At 63.0% G+C, this 21,039-nt stretch carries 17 protein-coding genes and 1 riboswitch; of the genes, 12 read left to right on the forward strand and 5 right to left on the reverse strand.

The features are described 5' to 3' along the window. The first annotated feature begins 1 nt into the window (after position 1). Positions 2-1,402 carry a 3-isopropylmalate dehydratase large subunit gene (gene leuC / locus GF111_RS09355; protein ID WP_147190339.1) on the forward strand — a complete coding sequence of 467 codons (1,401 nt, stop codon included), beginning with the start codon at positions 2-4 and terminating at the stop codon, positions 1,400-1,402. 9 nt (positions 1,403-1,411) lie between these two features. Then, a complete protein-coding gene (leuD, locus tag GF111_RS09360) occupies positions 1,412-2,014 on the forward strand; it encodes a 3-isopropylmalate dehydratase small subunit (protein WP_147190337.1) in 603 nt (200 codons plus the stop codon). A gap of 37 nt (positions 2,015-2,051) precedes the next feature. Here the strand turns inward: leuD and GF111_RS09365 are convergent, their stop codons facing one another. The 3 genes from GF111_RS09365 to sgrT all read right to left on the reverse strand — a co-directional run bounded on the left by GF111_RS09365 (position 2,052) and on the right by sgrT (position 5,193). Beyond that, the gene (locus GF111_RS09365; protein ID WP_055313065.1) at positions 2,052-3,524 is read right to left on the reverse strand and encodes a DASS family sodium-coupled anion symporter; all 1,473 of its coding nucleotides are present in this window, start codon (positions 3,522-3,524) and stop codon (positions 2,052-2,054) included. A gap of 144 nt (positions 3,525-3,668) precedes the next feature. Beyond that, the gene (locus GF111_RS09370; RefSeq protein WP_147190335.1) at positions 3,669-4,865 is read right to left on the reverse strand and encodes an MFS transporter; all 1,197 of its coding nucleotides are present in this window, start codon (positions 4,863-4,865) and stop codon (positions 3,669-3,671) included. Between the two features lie 154 nt (positions 4,866-5,019). Next, complete coding sequence (gene sgrT / locus GF111_RS09375) at positions 5,020-5,193, reverse strand: glucose uptake inhibitor SgrT (RefSeq protein ID WP_004932838.1); 174 nt, start codon at positions 5,191-5,193, stop codon at positions 5,020-5,022. 90 nt (positions 5,194-5,283) lie between these two features. On the opposite strand from sgrT, the gene sgrR reads away from it, so the two are divergent. From sgrR to ilvN, 7 genes are all read left to right on the forward strand, one after another. After that, a complete protein-coding gene (gene sgrR / locus GF111_RS09380) occupies positions 5,284-6,945 on the forward strand; it encodes an HTH-type transcriptional regulator SgrR (protein ID WP_147190333.1) in 1,662 nt (553 codons plus the stop codon). Positions 6,946-6,982: 37 nt separating this feature from the next. Next, positions 6,983-7,101: riboswitch (TPP riboswitch) on the forward strand. Between the two features lie 57 nt (positions 7,102-7,158). Then, positions 7,159-8,145 (forward strand): thiamine ABC transporter substrate binding subunit, encoded by a 987-nt coding sequence (gene thiB, locus GF111_RS09385; protein ID WP_047728987.1) that lies wholly within the window; start codon positions 7,159-7,161, stop codon positions 8,143-8,145. Beyond that, on the forward strand, positions 8,121-9,728 hold the full coding sequence (thiP, locus tag GF111_RS09390; RefSeq protein WP_038873432.1) for a thiamine/thiamine pyrophosphate ABC transporter permease ThiP: 1,608 nt from the start codon (positions 8,121-8,123) through the stop codon (positions 9,726-9,728). The genes thiB and thiP overlap by 25 nt, the downstream gene beginning before the upstream one ends. Continuing rightward, a complete protein-coding gene (thiQ, locus tag GF111_RS09395; protein ID WP_038873430.1) occupies positions 9,715-10,419 on the forward strand; it encodes a thiamine ABC transporter ATP-binding protein ThiQ in 705 nt (234 codons plus the stop codon). The genes thiP and thiQ overlap by 14 nt, the downstream gene beginning before the upstream one ends. A gap of 88 nt (positions 10,420-10,507) precedes the next feature. Continuing rightward, a complete protein-coding gene (gene ivbL, locus GF111_RS09400; protein ID WP_154747116.1) occupies positions 10,508-10,621 on the forward strand; it encodes an ilvB operon leader peptide IvbL in 114 nt (37 codons plus the stop codon). A 111-nt stretch (positions 10,622-10,732) separates the two neighbouring features. After that, entirely contained in the window at positions 10,733-12,427 is a 1,695-nt protein-coding gene (ilvB, locus tag GF111_RS09405) for an acetolactate synthase large subunit (protein ID WP_147190331.1), read from the forward strand. Positions 12,428-12,430: 3 nt separating this feature from the next. Beyond that, on the forward strand, positions 12,431-12,724 hold the full coding sequence (gene ilvN, locus GF111_RS09410) for an acetolactate synthase small subunit (protein WP_016929110.1): 294 nt from the start codon (positions 12,431-12,433) through the stop codon (positions 12,722-12,724). Between the two features lie 29 nt (positions 12,725-12,753). Here the strand turns inward: ilvN and GF111_RS09415 are convergent, their stop codons facing one another. Next, positions 12,754-13,530, reverse strand: a complete 777-nt coding sequence (locus GF111_RS09415) for a DedA family protein (protein ID WP_094460545.1) — start codon at positions 13,528-13,530, stop codon at positions 12,754-12,756. 214 nt (positions 13,531-13,744) lie between these two features. Here GF111_RS09415 and GF111_RS09420 point away from each other — a divergent pair, with 214 nt between their 5' ends. The 3 genes from GF111_RS09420 to rluA all read left to right on the forward strand — a co-directional run bounded on the left by GF111_RS09420 (position 13,745) and on the right by rluA (position 19,973). Further along, positions 13,745-16,111, forward strand: a complete 2,367-nt coding sequence (locus GF111_RS09420; protein WP_094460546.1) for a DNA polymerase II — start codon at positions 13,745-13,747, stop codon at positions 16,109-16,111. Between the two features lie 247 nt (positions 16,112-16,358). Then, a complete protein-coding gene (rapA, locus tag GF111_RS09425; protein WP_147190329.1) occupies positions 16,359-19,265 on the forward strand; it encodes an RNA polymerase-associated protein RapA in 2,907 nt (968 codons plus the stop codon). Positions 19,266-19,322: 57 nt separating this feature from the next. Continuing rightward, positions 19,323-19,973 (forward strand): bifunctional tRNA pseudouridine(32) synthase/23S rRNA pseudouridine(746) synthase RluA, encoded by a 651-nt coding sequence (gene rluA / locus GF111_RS09430; protein ID WP_004932866.1) that lies wholly within the window; start codon positions 19,323-19,325, stop codon positions 19,971-19,973. A gap of 143 nt (positions 19,974-20,116) precedes the next feature. On the opposite strand, the gene djlA is transcribed toward rluA, so the two are convergent. After that, positions 20,117-20,938 (reverse strand): co-chaperone DjlA, encoded by an 822-nt coding sequence (gene djlA, locus GF111_RS09435; protein ID WP_015376627.1) that lies wholly within the window; start codon positions 20,936-20,938, stop codon positions 20,117-20,119. Positions 20,939-21,039: the final 101 nt, after the last annotated feature.

The raw sequence follows: 21,039 nt of genomic DNA on the forward strand, positions 1-21,039 counted from the left end.
CATGGCCAAGACCTTATACCAGAAGCTGTACGACGCCCACGTGGTGCACGAAGCGCCGAACGAAACGCCGTTGCTGTATATCGACCGTCACCTGGTGCACGAAGTCACTTCGCCGCAGGCGTTCGACGGCCTGCGCGCCATGGGCCGCAAGGTGCGCCAGCCCGGCAAAACCTTCGCCACCATGGACCACAACGTGTCGACCCGGACCAAAGACATCAACGCCAGCGGCGAAATGGCGCGTATCCAGATGCAGGAGCTGATCAAGAACTGCGCGGAATTCGGCGTTTCGCTGTATGACCTGAATCACCCGTTCCAGGGCATCGTACACGTGATCGGGCCTGAGCAAGGCATGACGCTGCCGGGCATGACCATCGTCTGCGGCGACTCGCACACCGCCACCCACGGCGCTTTCGGCTCGCTGGCGTTCGGCATCGGCACCTCCGAGGTAGAACACGTGCTGGCGACCCAGACCCTGAAGCAGGGCCGCGCCAAGACCATGAAGATTGAAGTCACCGGCGACGCCGCCGAGGGCATTACCGCCAAAGATATCGTGCTGGCGGTGATCGGCAAAACCGGCAGCGCCGGCGGCACCGGCCACGTGGTGGAGTTCTGCGGCAAGGCAATCGAAGCGTTGAGCATGGAAGGCCGCATGACCCTGTGCAACATGGCGATCGAAATGGGCGCCAAGGCCGGGTTGGTCGCACCGGACGACACCACCTTCGCCTACCTGAAAGGGCGCCAGTTCGCACCAACCGGCGAAAACTGGGAGCAGGCGGTCGCCTATTGGCGCACGCTGAAGTCCGATGCCAACGCCCAATTCGATACCGTAGTGACGCTGCATGCCGAAGAGATCGCGCCGCAGGTCACCTGGGGCACCAACCCCGGCCAGGTGATCGCCGTCAATCAGGCGATCCCGGCACCGGAATCGTTCAGCGATCCGGTCGAGCGCGCCTCTGCGGAAAAAGCCTTGGCCTACATGGATTTGAAACCGGGCATCAAATTAACCGACGTGCCGATCGATAAAGTGTTCATCGGCTCTTGCACCAACTCACGCATCGAAGATCTGCGCGCGGCGGCGGCGATCGCCAAGGGGCGCAAGGTCGCCAGCGGCGTGCAGGCCATCGTGGTGCCGGGATCCGGCCCGGTGAAGGCCCAGGCGGAAGCCGAAGGGTTGGACAAAATCTTTATCGAAGCCGGTTTCGAATGGCGTTTGCCGGGTTGTTCGATGTGCCTGGCGATGAACAACGACCGCCTGAATCCGGGCGAGCGCTGCGCATCCACCAGCAACCGTAACTTCGAAGGGCGTCAGGGCCGCGGTGGGCGCACCCACCTGGTCAGCCCGGCGATGGCCGCCGCGGCCGCCGTCGCCGGTCACTTCGCCGACATCCGTGATATTCACTAAGGGGCTAACGTGGCTAAATTTACTCAACATACCGGCTTAGTGGTGCCTTTGGATGCGGCCAACGTCGACACCGACGCCATTATTCCCAAGCAGTTTTTGCAGAAGGTAACCCGTACCGGCTTCGGCCAGCACCTGTTCAACGATTGGCGCTTCCTCGACGAGGCCGGCCAACAGCCGAACCCGGAGTTCGTGCTGAATAAACCGCGCTATAAAGGCGCGAGTATCCTGTTGGCGCGCGAGAACTTCGGCTGCGGTTCCTCGCGCGAACACGCGCCCTGGGCGCTGACCGATTACGGGTTCAAAGTGGTGATCGCGCCAAGCTTCGCCGATATCTTCTACGGCAACTCGTTCAATAACCAGCTGTTGCCGGTGACGCTGAGCGAGCAGCAGGTGGATGAACTGTTCAACCTGGTCGGCGCCAACGAGGGGGCGGAGTTCGTGGTCGATCTGGAGAACCAGACGGTCAACGCCGGCGGAAAAAGCTATCCGTTCGAAATCGACAGCTTCCGCCGCCACTGCATGATCAACGGGCTGGACAGCATCGGCCTGACGCTGCAGCACGAGGCGGACATCTCCCGCTACGAAGCGCAGCAGCCGGCGTTTCTGAATTAATCCCCTTCACCCGCCGCCCGGCGGGTGAATTTTTTCCTCACCAGTAGCCCAGTAGCTTCCACCACGCCCCGCCGATCAACATCCAAATCAGCAGGTTAACCACGCTCATCACCAGCCCGGCTTTCCACCATTCCCCCAGCGTCACGTAGCCGGAGCCGAAGATGATCGGCGCGGTGCCGGTGCCGTAATGCGTCAGCGACATCATCAACGAGGAAGAGAACGCCAGGATCAGGCCCAGCAGCGCCGGTGGCGCGCCGAGCGCGATGCCGGCGGCGAAGAAGGCGGCGAACATCGCCGTCACGTGCGCGGTGGTGCTGGCGAAAAAATAGTGAGAATACAAATAGATGAGGGTCAGCAAGATCGTGCCGCCCACCCAGCTCATGCCCATATGGTCGATGCCGTTGCCCACGGTTTGCGACAGCCAGCCGATCAGCCCCAGCTTGCCGAGGAAGCTGGCCATCATCACCAGCGCCGAGAACCACACCACGGTGTCCCAGGCACCTTTATGCTTGAGCACATCCTCCCAGCTCAGCACGCCGGTGGCCAACAGCACCGCCAGGCCGATCAGCGCCGCGGTGGTGGGATTGACCGCCAGCGCCGGGCCGAAGATCATCGCCGGGATGCCGGCCCACAGCACCAGCAGTAGCGCGAACACCCCGAGGGTGATTTTCTCCGGCAGCGTCACCGGCCCCAGCGCCTGCAGTTTTTCGCGCGCGAAGCGCGGCGCGTCCGGGGTACTTTTCACCTCCGGCGGATACAGCAGATAAATGACCAACGGCATCACGATCAGCGAGCACAGCCCCGGCACCAGCGCGGCGACCGCCCACATCGACCAGGACAGTTCGAAGCTGCCGTGGGTGCCTTTGGCAATCAGGCTGACGATCAGCGGGTTAGGCGCGGTGGCGGTGATAAACATCGCCGAAGTGACCGGGTTGATGTTGTAGTTCACCAGCGACAGATAGCGACCGATCTTACCGGAGGTATTGAGCTCGGGTTTGGAACCGAAGCTGTCGGCGATCGACTTCATGATCGGGTGAATGATCCCCCCGCCGCGTGCGGTGTTGCTCGGCGTCACCGGCGCCAGCGTGGTTTCCGCCAGCGTCAGCGCATAGGCGATGCCCAGCGTTTTTTTGCCGAACAGCGAAATGAAGTAGTAGCCGATGCGCGCGCCCAGCCCGGTTTTGTTCAGGCTGAGGGAGATCATGATCGAAAAACCGATCAGCCAGATCAGCTGGTTGGAAAAGCCGCTGAGCGCGTCGTCCAGCGCGGCGCCCGGCTTGCCGGGGTTAGTGACGCCGGTCACCGCCACCAGGGCGATGGCGATCACCGAGACCGCGCCGATCGGCATCGCCTTGCCGATGATGGCGATGATGGTGCCGATAAACAGCGCCAGCAACTGCCAGGCGTTGGGCGCAACGCCCTCCGGCACGGGAATGAGGAACCAGATAATCAGCGTGGCGCCGAGGGCGCACAGGGAAGGAAGCGGTTTGAGCGGTGTGAGTTTATCCATAACGTTCCCACTGTTCTAAACAACAAGGCGGCATCTCAATAGCGAGACGGGCGTAGGCGCAACGATCGCGCTCCATATGCCTTCAGCTTGGGCGTCCGTTTCAGCCTTCTCAATGACTTGCATCAAGAATGCCGCCGTTTGACCTCACACTTCACGCACTTTGGCGCTCATCCAGAGCGCCGCCAGCGCCAACAGCGCCGCCATCCAATACACCGAGCCATGACCGAAGTTCTCCACCAGCACACCCTGCAGCACCCCGGCCAGGATCACCCCGGTCGAGATACTGTTGGTGAACAGCGTGGTGGCGGCGCCCGGTCGGCCCGGCATCAAATCTTGAAAATAGAGCATGCCGATACCGGCGACGATGCCGATAAACACCGCGTTGAGCAGCTGCAGCGCGATCAGGGCCGGCTTAGCCGCCAGCACTATCAGCCCGAGATAAAACAGCACGCCCGCCGCCACCGCCAGCAGCATCATGTTGCGCTTGCCGAAGCGTTTGACGTAATAACCGGCCAGCAGCATTGCCGGTATCTCCAGCCCGGCGGCGGTGCCCATCAGCACCCCGGCCAGCCCTTCCGGCAGGCCGAGATCGGCGGTGATATACAGCGGCATGTCGATGATGTAAAGGGTGTTGCAGGTCCACATCAGTATTGAGGCGATGAATAGCCAGCGCACGTCGCGATTTCGCCAGGCACTGGCGGGCGCAATCGGCGCGGAAGCGCCTTCCCGCAACCCTTCGTCATCCACCGCACGCGGCACCGAAGGCAGCATGAATCCTACCAGCAGCACGCAGACCGCGAAGGTGGCGGCGGCGATCAGGAACATCACGGTAAAGCCGTAGTTCAGCGCCAACGCAAACGACAGCGGCGGGCCGATCACCCAGGCCAGCGAAAGCTGGGCGCGCATCACCGAGCTGAACATCACGACTTCACGCGCCTCGCTGTCGGCGTATTCCCGCGCCAGCGCGAAGATCTGCGGCATGGCGGTGTTGGCGATCGCCGCCATCAACACCCCGGCGGTGATCAGCGTCAGGTAGTCGCGGTTAAAAGCGAACAGCAGGCAGTTGCCGACCGCCATCAGGCAGCACAGCAGGATCAGCCTGCGCCGGTCGCCGCGGGTGTCAGAACGTTTGGCGAGCAGAAAACTGACCACGATGCCGGCCACGGCGTTGGCGGTGTAAAACAGGCCGACCCACAGCGGCCGCACCTTGACCTCGGTGGTCAAAAACAGGCTGAGCGTCGGCGTCAGCAACGCGCCGGCAATGCCGGAGAGAAAAGCGATCAGCAGGAATGCGGCAAAGATGGGGTTGATGCGCAGTGACAACCGGCTCAGGCGTTGCATATCGTCTTCCCTGACCTCAAAGCAGAAGAATGAACCTTAGGCCACGGCGAGAAAAATGCAAGCATATCGCCATGACCACGCATAAAAAAACCAGTGGGTCGCCCCACTGGCTGGTGAAACAGCACCATTACTCAGAAACTTGTTGCCACCGCCCTTACAGGTGCTCGCGATACTGCTTATCAGTCATCTCTTTGATATCCCACTGGGTCAGGTGCGCCAGCATCGCCAGCCGCGCCTGTTCGGGCACCACGCTCAGCCAGTCGGCGCGCTGGCGGCGCACCGCGCTGAAGTAGCGTTGATAGAACTGTCTGGATAAGAAAGCTTTCATGATTACGCCCTCCCCTTTCATTGATGAAAATTATCGGCGTAATATAGGGAAAGAAAAATTGACGAGTTGAGGCAGGAGCGTTCCTCTTTTATGTCCACGTCCCGATTGCAGCAGCAGTTCATCCGTCTGTGGCAACGTTGCCACGGTGAAACGACCGACACCACGCTGCAGGCGCTGGCGGAGGTGCTGAGCTGCTCGCGGCGCCACGTGCGCTCCCTGCTGAGCGCCATGCAGCGGGAGGGTTGGCTCACCTGGCAGGCGGAGTCGGGGCGCGGCAAGCGTTCGCGGTTAACCTTCCACTACACCGGCCTGGCGCTGCAGCAACAGCGGGCCGAGGAGCTGCTGGAACAGGACCGCATCGATCAGTTGGTGCAGCTGGTGGGCGACAAAAACGTGGTGCGCCAGATGCTGCTGTCGCAGCTGGGGCGCAGCTTCCGCCAGGGGAAACACATCCTGCGGGTGCTCTACTACCGGCAGCTGTACAACCTGCTGCCCGGCTCGGCGCTGCGGCGTTCGGAGACCCATTTGGCGCGCCAGATCTTCAACGGCCTGACGCGCATAAATGAGGAAAACGGGGAACTCGAGTCCGATCTGTCTCACCATTGGCAGGCGCTGACGCCGCTGCACTGGCGGTTTTACCTGCGCCCGGCGATCCATTTTCATCATGGCCGCGAACTGGAGATGGCGGATGTCATCACTTCCCTCTCGCGTCTGACCTCGCAACCGCTGTTCTCGCATATCGAGAGCGTCACCTCGCCGACGCCGTTCGTGATCGACGTACATCTGCGCAGCCCCGATCACTGGCTGCCCTGGCTGCTGGGCAGCGTGCAGGCCATGATCCTGCCGCGCGAATGGCGTGAACTGCCGGATTTCGCCCGCCATCCGGTCGGCACCGGCCCCTACCGCATGGTGCGCAACCATCCCAGCCAGATGAAGATCCACGCCTTCGACGACTATTTTGGCTACCGGGCGCTGATCGACGAGGTGAACATCTGGGTGCTGCCGGAGTTTTCCGAAGAGCTGGTGCACTCCGGCGTGCAGCTGCAGGGCGATGAAACCGGCAACAGCGAGCTGGAAAGCCGGCTGGAAGAGGGTTGCTATTTCCTGCTGTTCGATCAGCGTTCTCCGCTGGCCGCCGACCCCGTCATTCGCAGTTGGCTGTGCGAATTGATCAACCCCATTTCGCTGCTGAGCCACGCCGGGCCGCTCTACCAGCGCTATTGGTCGCCGGCGTACGGCCTGCTGCCGCGCTGGCACCACAACCGCACGCTGGCGCAACAGCCCAAGCCCGCGGGCCTGACCGAACTGACGATGACCCACTTCAATGAACATTCGGAGTTTCACGCCATTCGCCAGGCGATCGAACCGCTGCTGGCGCAGCACGGCATCCGCCTGATCGTGCAAAGCGTGGATTACGCCACCTGGCACCAGGGCGCCGCGCGCAGCGATCTGTGGCTCGGCAGCGCCAACTTCTATCTACCGCTGGAGTTTTCGCTGTTCGCCACGCTGTACGAACTGCCGCTGATGCAGCATTGCATGAACGAAGATCTGGCGCAGGACGCGGCGCTGTGGCGCGCCAACCGTTTGCCGCTGGCCGAGTTCTGCCAGCGTCTGGTCAGCAACCACCAGCTGCACCCGCTGTTCCACCACTGGCTGCAACTGCACGGCCAGCGCAGCATGCGCGGCGTGCGGATGAACACCCTCGGCTGGTTCGACTTCAAGTCCGCCTGGTTTGCCCCGCCGGAGGCATAAGCGCCTTTCGCCCGGGGCGGTTAATCTTTACAATAGCGCCGTCTCAACGGGGTGCGGTAAGTCGGGCCGAGTGATAAGCCCGATTTTCCGCTGAGAGCACACCCGTCGAACCTGATCCGGTCAATACCGGCGGAGGGATTTGAGCCCAGCGAACCGGCGACGCCGCCTCGCCCCCTCAGATGCCCTTGCCCCCTTATTTTTCAGGAGTGCAACGTGGTCAAAACATATCTGCCCTGCTTATTGCTGCTGTGTGCCGCGCCGGTGTTCGCCAAGCCGACGCTGACGGTTTACACCTACGATTCCTTCGCCGCCGACTGGGGCCCAGGCCCGGCGGTGAAAAAAGCCTTCGAAGCCGAGTGCGACTGTGAACTGAAGTTCGTCGCGCTGGAGGACGGCGTCTCGCTGCTGAACCGCCTGCGCATGGAAGGCAAAAACAGCGCCGCCGACGTGGTGCTGGGGTTGGACAACAACCTGTTGCAGGCGGCGCAGCAAACCGGCCTGTTCGCGCCGAGCGGCGTCGACACCGCCAAACTGACGGTGCCGGGCGGCTGGCAGGACGCGACCTTCGTGCCTTACGACTACGGGTACTTCGCCTTCGTCTACAACAAAGAAAAACTGAAGAACCCGCCAAAAAGCCTGCAGGAGCTGGTCAGCAGCGATCGCAACTGGAAAGTGATCTACGAAGATCCGCGCACCAGCACGCCGGGCCTCGGCCTGCTGCTGTGGATGCAAAAAGTGTATGGCGACAAGGCGCCGGCCGCCTGGCAGCAGCTGGCGAAGAAGACCGTCACCGTCACCAAAGGCTGGAGCGAAGCCTACGGCCTGTTCCTGAAAGGCGAAGGCGATCTGGTGCTCAGCTACACCACCTCTCCCGCCTATCACCTGATCGAAGAGAAAAAAGATCTCTACGCCGCCGCCACGTTCAGCGAAGGGCACTACCTGCAGGTGGAAGTGGCGGGCAAGCTGAAGGCCGCCAAACAGCCTGAGCTGGCGGAGCGCTTCATGCAGTTCATGGTGACGCCGGCCTTCCAGAACACCATCCCGACCGGCAACTGGATGTACCCGGTGATCAACACCCCACTACCCATCGGCTTTGAGCAGATGAACGTGCCGCATACCGCGTTGCAATACAGCGCCGAAGAGGTGGCCAAACAACGCGGCGGTTGGATCCGGGCATGGCAAACCGCCGTCAGCCGCTGATCCCCCGCTGGCTCTGGCCGGGGCTGCTGGCCGCCGGCGTGATCCTGCTGGTCGCCGCGCTGGCGATGGGCTCGCTGTGGCGTCACGCGCCGGACAGCGACTGGCGCGGCCTGTGGCAGGACAGCTACCTGTGGCACGTGGTGCGCTTCACCTTTTGGCAGGCGCTGCTGTCGGCGCTGATTTCAGTGCTGCCCGCCGTTCTGCTGGCGCGCGCGCTCTATCGCCGCCGTTTCCCCGGCCGGCAGCTGCTGCTGCGGCTGTGCGCCATGACGCTGGTGCTGCCGGTGCTGGTGGCGGTGTTCGGCCTGCTCAGCGTCTATGGGCGCCAGGGCTGGCTGGCGACGCTGTGCGGCTGGCTGGGCGTCGAGTATGGCTTCTCGCCCTACGGCCTGCAGGGCATTCTGCTGGCGCACCTGTTCTTTAACCTGCCGCTGGCCACCCGCCTGTTGCTGCAGGCGCTGGAGAATATCCCGGTGGAGCAGCGCCAGCTGGCCGCCCAGCTGGGCATGAATGGCTGGCAGCAGTTCCGCTTCGTCGAATGGCCGGCGCTGCGCCGCCAGATCTTGCCGAGCGGCGCGTTGATCTTCATGCTGTGCTTCGCCAGCTTCGCCACCGTGCTGTCGCTGGGCGGCGGACCGCAGGCCACCACCATCGAACTGGCGATCTACCAGGCGCTGAGTTACGACTACGATCTGGGCCGTGCCGCCATGCTGGCGCTGATCCAGTTAAGCTGTTGTCTGGGGCTGGTGTTGATCAGCCAGCGGCTGAGCCAGGCGCTGCCGGTGGGCCATACCCACGCCCAGCGCTGGCGCAACCCGGAAGACAGCCTGTGGCGGCGCGTCGGCGATTTTCTGCTGATCGCCGCCGCGCTGCTGCTGCTGCTGCCGCCTCTGCTGGCGGTGATCGCCGACGGCGCCAATCAGGCCGTCGTCAGCGTGCTGCGCCAGCCGGTGCTGTGGCAGGCGCTGTTCACGTCGCTGCGCATCGCCCTCGGCGCCGGGCTGTTGTGCGTGGCGCTTACGATGATGCTGCTGTGGAGCAGCCGCGAGCTGAAGCTGCGGCAGCATCTGCGCGGCGGCCAGGCGCTGGAGCTGAGCGGCATGGTGATCCTGGCGATGCCGGGCATCGTGCTGGCCACCGGCTTCTTCCTGCTGCTGAGCGATACGATCGGGCTGCCGCAGTCGCCCTATGCGCTGGTGATCCTCACCAATGCGCTGATGGCGGTGCCCTATGCGCTGAAGGTGTTGGAGAACCCGATGCGCGACCTCGCCGAACGTTACAACCCGCTGTGCCTGTCGCTGGATATCCACGGCTGGCAACGGCTGCGGCTGATCGAACTGCGTGCGCTGCGTCGCCCGCTGGCACAGGCACTGGCCTTCGCCTGCGTGCTGTCGATCGGCGATTTCGGCGTGGTCGCCTTGTTTGGCAACGAGCATTTCCGTACCCTGCCTTTTTACCTGTATCAGCAGATTGGCGCCTACCGCAGCAACGACGGGGCGGTGACCGCGCTGCTGTTGCTGCTGTTGTGTTTCCTGCTGTTTACCCTGATCGAACGCTTACCGGGGCGCCATGCTGACGCTTGAAAAACTGACCTATCTGTACGAACACCTGCCGATGCGCTTTGATCTGCGCATCCAGCCGGGCGAGCGCGTCGCGGTGCTCGGCCCCAGCGGCGCCGGTAAAAGCACCCTGCTGAGTTTGATCGCCGGTTTTCTGCCAGCGGCCAGCGGCCGGCTGCTGCTGAACGACGAAGACCACACCGCCACCCCGCCGGCCAAACGGCCGGTGTCGATGCTGTTTCAGGAGAACAACCTGTTCGCGCACCTGACGGTGGCGCAGAACATCGGGCTGGGGTTGGATCCCGGTCTGCGCTTGACTGAACAGCAGCGCCAACAGCGGGCACATATCGCCCGTCAGGTCGGCCTGGAGGAACACCTGGAGCGCCTGCCGTCGCAGCTTTCCGGCGGTCAGCGTCAGCGCGCCGCGCTGGCGCGCTGTTTGATTCGCCAACGGCCGATCCTGTTGCTCGACGAGCCCTTCTCGGCGCTCGATCCGGCGCTGCGCAACGAGATGCTGCAGCTGCTGCAGACGGTGTGCGAACAGCGCAACCTGACGCTGCTGATGGTGTCGCACAACCTCGACGACGCCGCGCGCATCGCGCCGCGCACGCTGCTGGTGGTCGACGGGCGCATCTACTACGACGGCCCGACGCAGGCCCTGCTGGACGGCAGCGCGCCCGAAGCGCGCGTGCTGGGCATTTCAGGTAAAGCGTGATCTGACGCGCGTTTTTTATGCTGCGGCAATAAACCTGTTGTGCGAATTTTGCGCCTGTGTTTTTATAAAAACCTGACTTTTTTTACTGATGATAAGGTTCCCTGTGATCGCATCCTCGCTGACTTCGACCCTACTAGTTACCGCGCTACCAGCCGCGGTGGTCGTCGTGCGTGTGGTGGTGGTCGTCGGCAATGCGCCGTAGGGTCCGAATCAACGCATCGATTCCCAAACCCCGCCGGCGCAAACCGGGCGGGGTTTCTTGTTTTAGCACCCTGCCCAGAAAAGCTCACCGGCCTTGAGAAAGGACAGGAACATGGCAACTTCGGGCACGCCTCAGCCGGGCACCAGCTTCACCGGCGCACAATTGATCGTTCATCTGCTGGAGCGGCAGGGCATCACCACCGTCGCCGGCATTCCCGGCGGCGCGGCGCTGCCGCTGTATGACGCGCTGAGCCAAAGCACCCGCATACACCACGTGCTGGCGCGCCACGAACAGGGCGCGGGCTTTATGGCGCAGGGCATGGCGCGCGCCAACGGCAAAGCGGCGGTGTGCATCGCCTCCAGCGGGCCGGGCGCCACCAACCTGGTCACCGCCATCGCCGACGCCAAGCTCGACTCCATTCCGCTGGTGTGCATCACCGGTCAGGTGCCCTCCTCGATGATCGGCACCGACGCCTTCCAGGAGGTGGACACCTATGGCATTTCCATTCCGATCACCAAGCACAACCATCTGGTACGCGATATCCGCGAACTGCCACAGGTGATCGGCGACGCGTTCCGCATCGCCGAGTCCGGCCGCCCCGGCCCGGTCTGGATCGATGTGCCGAAAGACGTGCAGACCGCCACCATCATCCTGGAGGAGCTGCCGCCGATCGCCGTGCCGGACGCCGCACCGAGCTTCGATCCGGCGCTGGTTTCGCAGGCCGCCGCGATGATCAACCAGGCGAAACGCCCGATCCTCTACCTGGGCGGCGGCATCATCTGCGCCGACGCTCACCGGCAGGCGCTGGAACTGGCCGAACGCGCCGGTCTGCCTACCACCATGACGCTGATGGCGCTGGGGGCGATGCCGGTGGAACACCCGCTGTCGCTGGGCATGCTGGGCATGCACGCGGCGCGCAGCACCAACTTCATTCTGCAGGAGGCCGATCTGCTGATCGTGCTGGGCGCGCGCTTCGACGATCGGGCAATCGGCAAAACCGAACAGTTCTGCCCTAACGCCGCCATCATTCACGTGGATATCGACCGCGCCGAGCTGGGCAAGGTCAAGCAGGCCAACGTGGCGATCCATGCCGACGTCGGCCAGGTACTGCAACAGCTGCTGCCGCAGATCGACACGCAGCCGCGCAGCGCGTGGCTGAGCACCGTCAACGACCTGAAACGCGAGTTCCCGTTCAACATGCCGAACGCCGACGATCCGCTGAGCCATTACGGCCTGGTGCTGGCCGCCGCGCGCTGCGTGGACGACAGCGCCATCATCACCACCGACGTGGGTCAGCATCAGATGTGGGTGGCGCAGGCCTATCCGCTGAGCCGGCCGCGCCAGTGGCTGACTTCGGGCGGTTTGGGCACCATGGGCTTCGGTCTGCCGGCGGCGATCGGCGCGGCGCTGGCGGAGCCCGAGCGTAAAGTGCTGTGCTTCTCCGGCGACGGCAGCCTGATGATGAACATTCAGGAAATGGCCACCGCAGTCGAACACGATCTGGACGTGAAAATCATTTTGATGAACAACCAGGCGCTGGGGCTGGTGCACCAGCAGCAAACCCTGTTCTACCAGCAGCGCATCTTCGCCGCCGCCTATCCGAAGCGCACCGATTTCCTGAAGATCGCCGCCGGATTCGGGCTGGATACCTGCGATTTAAACGCCGCGGAAGATCCGCAGGCCGCGCTGGCCGAGGCGATCCAACGCCCGGGCCCCTGCCTGATCCACGCGCTGATCGACATCAACGAAAAAGTGTTCCCGATGGTGCCGCCGGGCGCCGCCAACATCGACATGATTGGAGAATAAGCCATGCTGCAACCACAAGATAAACCCCAGGTGATTCTGGAGCTGGCCGTGCGCAACCATCCCGGCGTCATGTCGCACGTTTGCGGGCTGTTCGCTCGCCGCGCGTTCAACGTCGAAGGCATTCTGTGTCTGCCGCTGAAGGACGGCCAGCAGAGCCGCATTTGGCTACTGGTCGCCGACGACCAACGGCTGGAGCAGATGATAAGCCAGGTGGAAAAGCTGGAAGACGTGCTTCAGGTGAAGCGCCACAGCGAAGACGTGCGGGTATTTGAACAGCTGGAAGCGTTCTTCCAATAAGGCGAACGGGGGCTGACGCCCCCTATCCATTATGATGATTGCCCGGACAGCACCTGCCACAACAGGTGCCGATACACCGGCATCAGCGGCTGCTGGCTCAGCAGATAACCGACCGCCAGCGCCGCCGGCCAACTCACGGCGCACACCACGCGCAGCCGCAGCGGCGTCAGCCAACGGCTCAGCCGATCGGCATTGCGCTTGCCCTCACGCCACCAGCGCCAGCTCAGCCACACCGCCAGCCAGAGGGTGAACGCCGCGGCGAGCAGCAGCCACTTGAACATCGCGCTGTTGGCGCCGGCGGGAATGTCGATCGCTACGCCCGCCAGGATGCCGGGGAAAAAATAGACCGGCGGCCAGGTCAGGCAGCCGATGATGTTCGGCAAAGCAAACTTGTACGGCGGCAGATCGAGCATGCCGGCCACCATCGGCACCAGCGGGCGCGTCGGGCCAACGAAGCGGCCGATCAGAACGGTCGCCATGCTGTGCTGGTGCAAGGCGTGTTCGGTTTTGTCGAGCAGCGCTTTGTTCTTCTTCAGGAACGACCAGCGGTGCAAGGGCCCTTTGAAGGCGCGGCCGACGAAATAGGAGATCCAGTCGCCGAGCAGGCAGCCGACGATCCCCGCCGCCCAGGCGTAGTAGAAGTCCACCTTGCCGCTGCCGATCAGGGCGCCGATGCTGGCCATCATCACCGTGCCGGGCAGCAGCAGCCCCACCAGCGCCAGCGACTCGAGAAAAGCGACCAGCAGGACGACCATCAGGGTGAAAGCCAGTGACTGGGTGATCAAATCTTGTAAATAGGCTTCCATTACACCTCTGCGGATTATTCGGCCAAACGGGGCGAAGGATTTTCCAGTGCCGCCGCAGACGAGTCAATCGATGAATTGTATGCGTATTTGGCAACGCCGCACGGCAATGGACAATTACTGTATAAAAACCCATACTATAATTTATCTATATTAGCGCTAAAACCGACATCTCGCTGAATGTCGCGCACGCCGCCCGGCGGAAGACGAAGGGGTTATGACAGCACTGCAACAGGGTTTCCTGCTCACTCGCCACTGGCGCGACACGCCCGCCGGCACCGAGGTCGAATTTTGGCTGGCGACCGACGCAGGCCCGCGTCAACTGCGCTTGCCACCGCAAACCTCGGTGGCGTTTATCCCCGCCGAACAAAAGCCGCGCGCGGAACTGCTGCTGCGCGAAGAACGGCAAGTCGAACTGAAACCGCTGGCGCTGACGGATTTTCATCACCGCCCGATGCTGGGGCTGTACTGCCGCCAGCACCGTCAGCTCATCAAGCTGGAAAAGCTGCTGCGGGAAGGCGGCGTTACGCTCTACGAGGCCGACATTCGCCCGCCCGAGCGCTACCTGATGGAACGCTTCATCACCGCGCCGGTGTGGTTCAACGGCCAGGGCAACGGCAATGGGCCGTTGCTCAATGGCCAGATGAAGCCGGCGCCGGACTACCGCCCGACGCTCAGGCTGGTGTCGCTGGATATCGAAACCACCGCCCACGGCGAACTTTACTCCATCGCGCTGGAAGGCTGCGGCCAGCGGCAGGTCTACATGCTGGGGCCGGCCAACGGCGGCGATGCGCCGCTGGATTTCGATCTGGAATACTGCGTCAGCCGCCCCCAGCTGCTGGAACGGTTGAACGCGTGGCTGGAGCGCCACGATCCCGACGCCATCATCGGCTGGAACCTGGTGCAGTTCGATCTGCGGGTGCTGCAAAAGCACGCCGAACGCTACCAGATCCCGCTGCGGCTGGGGCGCGGCGGCAACCTGCTGGAGTGGCGCGAGCACGGCTTCAAACAGAACCACTTTTTCGCCGCCGCCGCCGGCCGCCTGATTATCGACGGCATCGAAGCGCTGAAATCCGCCACCTGGAATTTTCCTTCCTTCAGCCTGGAATACGTTTCGCAGGCGCTGTTGGGCGAAGGCAAGGCGATCGACAACCCTTATCAGCGCATGGCGGAGATCGACCGACGCTTCGCCGAAGACAAGCCGGCGCTGGCCCGCTACAACCTGAAGGACTGCGAGCTGGTGACGCGCATCTTCGCCAAGGCCGACCTGCTCAACTTCCTGCTGGAACGTGCCACCGTCACCGGGCTGGCGGCCGATCGCAGCGGCGGATCGGTGGCGGCCTTCAGCCACCTCTATATGCCGCGCATGCACCGCCTGGGCTTTGTCGCCCCCAACCTCGGCGAACAGCCGGAAGAGCACAGCCCCGGCGGCTTTGTGATGGATTCCCGGCCCGGTCTGTACGACTCGGTGCTGGTACTGGACTATAAAAGCCTGTACCCGTCGATCATCCGTACCTTCCTGATCGATCCGGTCGGGTTGGTGGAAGGCATGCGCCACCCAAGCGACGCCGACTCGGTGCCCGGCTTTCGCAACGCCCGCTTCTCGCGCAGCAAACACTGCCTGCCGGCGATCGTCGAACAGATCTGGCAGGGGCGCGAGGCCGCCAAGCGCCAACACAACAAACCCCTGTCGCAGGCGTTGAAGATCATCATGAACGCGCTGTACGGCGTGCTGGGATCGAGCGGCTGCCGCTTCTTCGATCCGCGGCTGGCGTCGTCGATCACCCTGCGCGGCCACGAGATCATGCGCCAAACCCGCGAGCTGATCGAAGCCGAAGGCTATCAGGTGATTTACGGCGATACCGACTCCACCTTCGTGTGGCTGAAACAGCCGCATGACGAGCAGCAGGCGGCGCAGATCGGCCGGGCGCTGGTGCAGCGGGTCAACGCCTGGTGGCAGCAGCATCTGCAGCAGCAGTTCGGGCTGGAGAACGCGCTGGAGCTGGAGTTCGAAACCCACTATTCCCGCTTCCTGATGCCGACCATTCGCGGCGCAGAACAGGGCAGCAAGAAGCGCTACGCCGGCCTGATCGCACGCGCCGGCGGCGAGGAAGAGATGGTGTACAAAGGCCTGGAAACGGTGCGTACCGACTGGACGCCGCTGGCGCAGCAGTTCCAGCAGCAGCTCTATCAGCGCATCTTCAAACGGCAGCCCTACCAGGATTATGTGCGCGACTACGTCGGCAAAACCCTGAACGGCGACTTCGACGATCAGCTGGTCTACCGCAAGCGCCTGCGCAGAAAGCTCGACGACTATCAGCGCAACGTACCGCCGCACGCCCGCGCCGCGCGCATCGCCGACGACTACAATCGCAGCCAGGGGCGGCCGCTGCAGTATCAGAACGGCGGCTGGATCAGCTACGTGATGACCGTCGCCGGGCCGGAACCGCTGGAAACGCGCCATTCGCCCATCGACTATCAGCATTACCTCGAACGCCAGCTGCAACCGGTGGCAGACGCTATACTCCCTTTCTTGCACGACGATTTCACCACGCTGGTCACCGGGCAGATGGGGCTGTTTTGAGATTGCGCCAGGTTAAGAAAAATCATCCGGTTTTGCAGGTGACGAACGCGCCGCCTTCCATTACCATAGCGCCCTTCCCAAAACTGAACCACGCTTAGCCCTGCCGTCTCGCGACGTCTGCATGGCGTGAACGGCTATTGCCCGTCAAATTTAAAACAAACCGGGATTAGCAGACGTTCAGTACAGGTGCCGCGGCCCTTCCCGCCCGGTAACAAGACTTACTTACAAAGAATCGAGCCGACAATATATGCCTTTTACTCTTGGTCAACGCTGGATCAGCGACACGGAAAGCGAATTAGGACTGGGCACCGTCGTGGCGCTGGACACGCGCATGATTACCCTGCTTTTCCCCGCCACCGGTGAAAACCGCCTCTATGCCAGAAACGATTCGCCGATCACCCGCGTGATGTTCAACCCGGGCGATACCGTCAGCAGCCACGAGGGATGGCAGCTGCAGGTGGAAGAGGTGAAAGAGGAAAACGGTCTGTTGACCTATATCGGCACCCGCCAGGACACCCAGGAAAGCGGCGTGGCGATGCGCGAAGTCCTGCTGGACAGCAAGCTGACCTTCAGCAAACCGCAGGATCGCCTGTTCGCCGGCCAGATCGACCGCATGGACCGTTTCGCGCTGCGTTTCCGCGCACGCAAATACCAGAGCGAGCAGTATCGCCTGCCGTTCGCCGGCCTGCGCGGCATGCGCGCCAGCCTGATCCCGCACCAGTTGCACATCGCCCATGAAGTCGGCCAGCGCCATGCGCCGCGCGTCTTGCTAGCGGACGAAGTCGGCCTCGGCAAAACCATCGAAGCCGGCATGATCATCCACCAGCAGCTGCTGGCGGGCCGCGCCGAGCGCGTGCTGATCGTGGTGCCGGAAACGCTGCAGCACCAGTGGCTGGTGGAGATGATGCGCCGCTTCAACCTCTACTTCTCGCTGTTCGACGACAGCCGCTACGCCGAAGCCAAGCTCGACAGCAGCAACCCGTTCGAAACCGAACAGCTGGTGATCTGCTCGCTGGACTTCGTGCGCCGCAACAAGCAGCGCCTGGAAGAGCTGGCGGACGCCCAGTGGGATCTGCTGGTGGTCGACGAAGCGCACCACCTGGCCTGGAGCGAAGAAGCGCCGAGCCGCGAATATCAGGTGATCGAACAGCTGGCCGAGCATATCCCCGGCGTGCTGCTGCTGACCGCCACCCCGGAGCAGCTGGGCCAACAGAGCCACTTCGCGCGCCTGCGTCTGCTCGATCCGAGCCGTTTCCACGACTACGGCGATTTCGTCGCCGAGCAGCAGAAATACCGCCCGGTGGCCGACGCCGTCACCCTGCTGCTGAGCGGTGAACGCCTGGCCGACGACAAGCTGAACCTGCTGGGCGAGCTGATCGACGAGCAGGACATCGAACCGCTGCTCAAAGCGGCCAACAGCGAAGGCGACAACGCCGAGCAGGCGCGCCAGGAGCTGGTGGCCATGCTGATGGATCGCCACGGCACCAGCCGCGTGCTGTTCCGCAACACCCGCAACGGCGTGAAGGGCTTCCCACACCGCAACCTGCACCAGATCAAGCTGCCGTTGCCGACCCAGTATCAGACCGCGATCAAAGTCTCCGGCATCATGGGCGCCAAGAAGTCCGTCGAAGCGCGCGCGCGCGACATGCTGTATCCGGAGCAGATCTACCAGGAATTCGAAGGCGAAAACGCCACCTGGTGGAACTTCGACCCGCGCGTCGAGTGGCTGCTGGACTACCTGCTGGCCAACCGCAACGAAAAAGTGCTGGTGATCTGCGCCAAGGCCGACACCGCGCTGCAGCTGGAGCAGGTGCTGCGCGAGCGTGAAGCGATCCGCGCCGCGGTGTTCCACGAAGGGCTGTCGATCATCGAGCGCGACCGCGCCGCCGCCTACTTCGCCTCCGAAGAGGAAGGCGCGCAGGTGCTGCTGTGTTCCGAGATCGGCTCCGAAGGCCGCAACTTCCAGTTCGCCAGTCAGCTGGTGATGTTCGATCTGCCGTTCAACCCGGATCTGCTGGAGCAGCGTATCGGCCGTTTGGACCGTATCGGCCAGATGCACGATATCCAAATCATGGTGCCTTACCTGGAGCACACCGCGCAGGCGGTGCTGGGCCGCTGGTTCCACGAGGGGCTGGATGCCTTCGAACACACCTGCCCGACCGGCCGCACCATCTACGACAGCTGCTACGAGCAGTTGATCGGCTATCTGGCCGCGCCGACCGAACAGGAAGGCTTCGACGAATTCATCCACGGCTGCCGCCAGCAGCACGATCAGTTGAAAGCGCAGCTGGAACAAGGCCGCGACCGCCTGCTGGAGATGCACTCCAACGGCGGCGACAAAGCCCAGGCGCTGGCTGCCGCCATCGCCGAGCAGGATAACGACGTCAATCTGGTGGGCTTCGCGCTCAACCTGTTCGACATCGTCGGCATCAATCAGGAAGACCGCAGCGACAACCTGATCGTGCTGACGCCGTCCGATCACATGCTGGTGCCGGACTTCCCGGGCCTGCCGCAGGACGGCTGCACCGTCACCTTCGACCGCGATCGGGCGCTGTCGCGCGAAGACGCGCAGTTCGTCAGCTGGGAGCACCCGATCATCCGCAACGGCCTGGATCTGATCCTGTCCGGCGACACCGGCAGCTGCGCAGTGTCCCTGTTGAAGAACAAAGCGTTGCCGGTCGGCACCCTGCTGGTTGAGCTGGTCTACGTGGTGGAAGCCCAGGCACCGAAGCACCTGCAGCTGACCCGCTTCCTGCCGCCGACGCCGATCCGCATGCTGATGGATCGCAAGGGCACCAACCTGGCGGCGCAGGTCGAGTTCGAAAGCTTCAACCGCCAGCTGAACGCGGTCAACCGCCACACCTCCAGCAAGCTGGTCAACGCCGTGCAGCAAGACGTGCACGCCATGCTGCAGCAGGCGGAAAGCCTGGTGGAAGCGCAGGCGCGCACGCTTATCGAACAGGCGAAGCAAGAGGCGGACGACAAGCTGAGCGCCGAGCTGGCGCGTCTGGAAGCGCTGAAGGCGGTCAACCCGAACATCCGCGACGACGAAGTCGAAGCGCTGGAGTTCAACCGCCGTCAGGTGCTGGCCAACCTCAATGAAGCCGGCTGGCGTCTGGACGCCATTCGTCTGGTGGTGGTCACCCACCAGTAACCGGCGCGACGCGGGGAGGCAAGCGCCTCCCCGTTCGGCCCTTATCGCGGAGCCAAGATGGAACCCTACAATCCCCCGCAGGACCCGCTGCACATCCTGTATCAGGATGAACACATCATGGTGGTCAACAAGCCCAGCGGCTTGCTGTCGGTGCCCGGCCGCGCGCCGGAAAACAAAGACAGCCTGATGACCCGCATTCAGGCCGATCATCCGGCCGCCGAATCAGTGCACCGGCTGGACATGGCCACCAGCGGGGTGATCGTGGTGGCGCTCAACAAGGCCGCCGAGCGTGAGCTGAAGCGCCAGTTTCGCGAACGCGAACCGAAGAAATCCTATATCGCCCGCGTTTGGGGGCATATGGAGCATGACGAAGGGCTGGTGGATTTGCCGCTGATCTGCGACTGGCCGAACCGGCCGCTGCAGAAGGTGTGTTTTGACACCGGCAAAGCGGCGCAAACGGAATATCTGGTGCTGTCGCGCGACGCCGACGGCAGCACCCGCGTGAAGCTGACGCCGATCACCGGCCGCTCGCACCAGCTGCGGGTGCACATGCTGGCGCTGGGGCATCCGATCCTCGGCGACGGTTTCTATGCCCCGCCGGAGGCCAAGGCGATGGCGCCGCGGCTGCAGCTGCATGCGCAAGAGCTGCGCATCACCCACCCCGCCTTCCAGACGCCGATGCACTTTCGCGCCGAGCCGGATTTCTGAGCTCATCACCCAGGGATACCCTAAATAATTCGAGTTGCAGGAAGGCGGCAACTAAGCGCAGCCCCGGGAGCGTACAAAAAGTACGTGACCGGGGTAAGCGCGGGCAGCCAACACACCTGCAGCTCGAAGTATGACGGGTATCGTTATTTAAAGCCTTTCTCGCGTTTGATCAGGTCGTACGCCGCCTGAATCTCCTGTGCTTTCTGCTTGGCCATTTCCATCATCTGCGGCGGCAAGCCTTTCGCCACCAGCTTATCCGGATGGTGTTCGCTCATCAGTTTGCGGTAGGCGCGTTTGATGGTGGCGGCATCGTCGCTGCTGCGCACGCCGAGCACCTTGCACGCGTCGTCGAGCGTCGGGCCGCGCTGAGCCTGCTGATAGCCGCCCTGCGAATATCCGCCCTGCTGACCGCCGCCGAACTGGCGCCCACCTTCCATCATGCTGAGGAACTGGTCGAACTGCGCGCGCGAAATGCCCAGCTCCTCAGCGATGACGTACAGCACCTGGCGTTCGTTCGGGTGCAGCGAGCCGTCGGCAAACGCCGCCTGAATCTGAATTTCCAGAAACATCCGAATCAGATCGAAGCGGCCAAAACAGATGCTGCGGAACTGCTGCAGCGTCTCACGCAGCGGGAACTGGCTCTGTTTGCCCTCGCGGAACGCCTGTTGCGCCGCAGTGCGCGCTTCGCCGTGCAGCTGCAGGCGATCCATGAACAGGCTGGCGATCTGGATATCCGCCTCGGTGACGCGTCCTTTGGATTTGGTCAGGTGGCCCATCACCTGAAAAGTGGTGCGGAAAAACAGCGTTTGCCGCGTTTGCTGGTCGGTGAAAAACCCCCGGCTGCGCTTGTTGCTGCGCGCCGTATCGATCATATGACCGATAATCAGCCCCAGAACTACACCCCAGAATCCCGCGCCAGACCAGATGGCGACGATGACGCCGAGCAGTTTTCCCCAATACTGCATATACTCCTCAATTATCATGCCGAAAGCCGCCCACTCCCCTTCGCTTCAGGAAAGGGTGCAGGCGATTTTTCCTAGAATTTGGATTATCATACCTGTCATTT

Source organism: Serratia sp. HRI (assembly GCF_010119335.3).
GTDB lineage: Bacteria > Pseudomonadota > Gammaproteobacteria > Enterobacterales > Enterobacteriaceae > Serratia > Serratia nevei.

Coding starts and splice junctions, on each gene's coding strand:
- leuC (WP_147190339.1), top strand. CDS start 2: ATGGCCAAGACCTTATACCAGAAGCTGTACGACGCCCACGTGGTGCAC.
- GF111_RS09365 (WP_055313065.1), bottom strand. CDS start 3,524: ATGGATAAACTCACACCGCTCAAACCGCTTCCTTCCCTGTGCGCCCTC.
- GF111_RS09370 (WP_147190335.1), bottom strand. CDS start 4,865: ATGCAACGCCTGAGCCGGTTGTCACTGCGCATCAACCCCATCTTTGCC.
- sgrT (WP_004932838.1), bottom strand. CDS start 5,193: ATGAAAGCTTTCTTATCCAGACAGTTCTATCAACGCTACTTCAGCGCG.
- sgrR (WP_147190333.1), top strand. CDS start 5,284: ATGTCCACGTCCCGATTGCAGCAGCAGTTCATCCGTCTGTGGCAACGT.
- thiP (WP_038873432.1), top strand. CDS start 8,121: ATGGCAAACCGCCGTCAGCCGCTGATCCCCCGCTGGCTCTGGCCGGGG.
- thiQ (WP_038873430.1), top strand. CDS start 9,715: ATGCTGACGCTTGAAAAACTGACCTATCTGTACGAACACCTGCCGATG.
- ivbL (WP_154747116.1), top strand. CDS start 10,508: ATGATAAGGTTCCCTGTGATCGCATCCTCGCTGACTTCGACCCTACTA.
- ilvB (WP_147190331.1), top strand. CDS start 10,733: ATGGCAACTTCGGGCACGCCTCAGCCGGGCACCAGCTTCACCGGCGCA.
- ilvN (WP_016929110.1), top strand. CDS start 12,431: ATGCTGCAACCACAAGATAAACCCCAGGTGATTCTGGAGCTGGCCGTG.
- GF111_RS09415 (WP_094460545.1), bottom strand. CDS start 13,530: ATGGAAGCCTATTTACAAGATTTGATCACCCAGTCACTGGCTTTCACC.
- GF111_RS09420 (WP_094460546.1), top strand. CDS start 13,745: ATGACAGCACTGCAACAGGGTTTCCTGCTCACTCGCCACTGGCGCGAC.
- rapA (WP_147190329.1), top strand. CDS start 16,359: ATGCCTTTTACTCTTGGTCAACGCTGGATCAGCGACACGGAAAGCGAA.
- rluA (WP_004932866.1), top strand. CDS start 19,323: ATGGAACCCTACAATCCCCCGCAGGACCCGCTGCACATCCTGTATCAG.
- djlA (WP_015376627.1), bottom strand. CDS start 20,938: ATGCAGTATTGGGGAAAACTGCTCGGCGTCATCGTCGCCATCTGGTCT.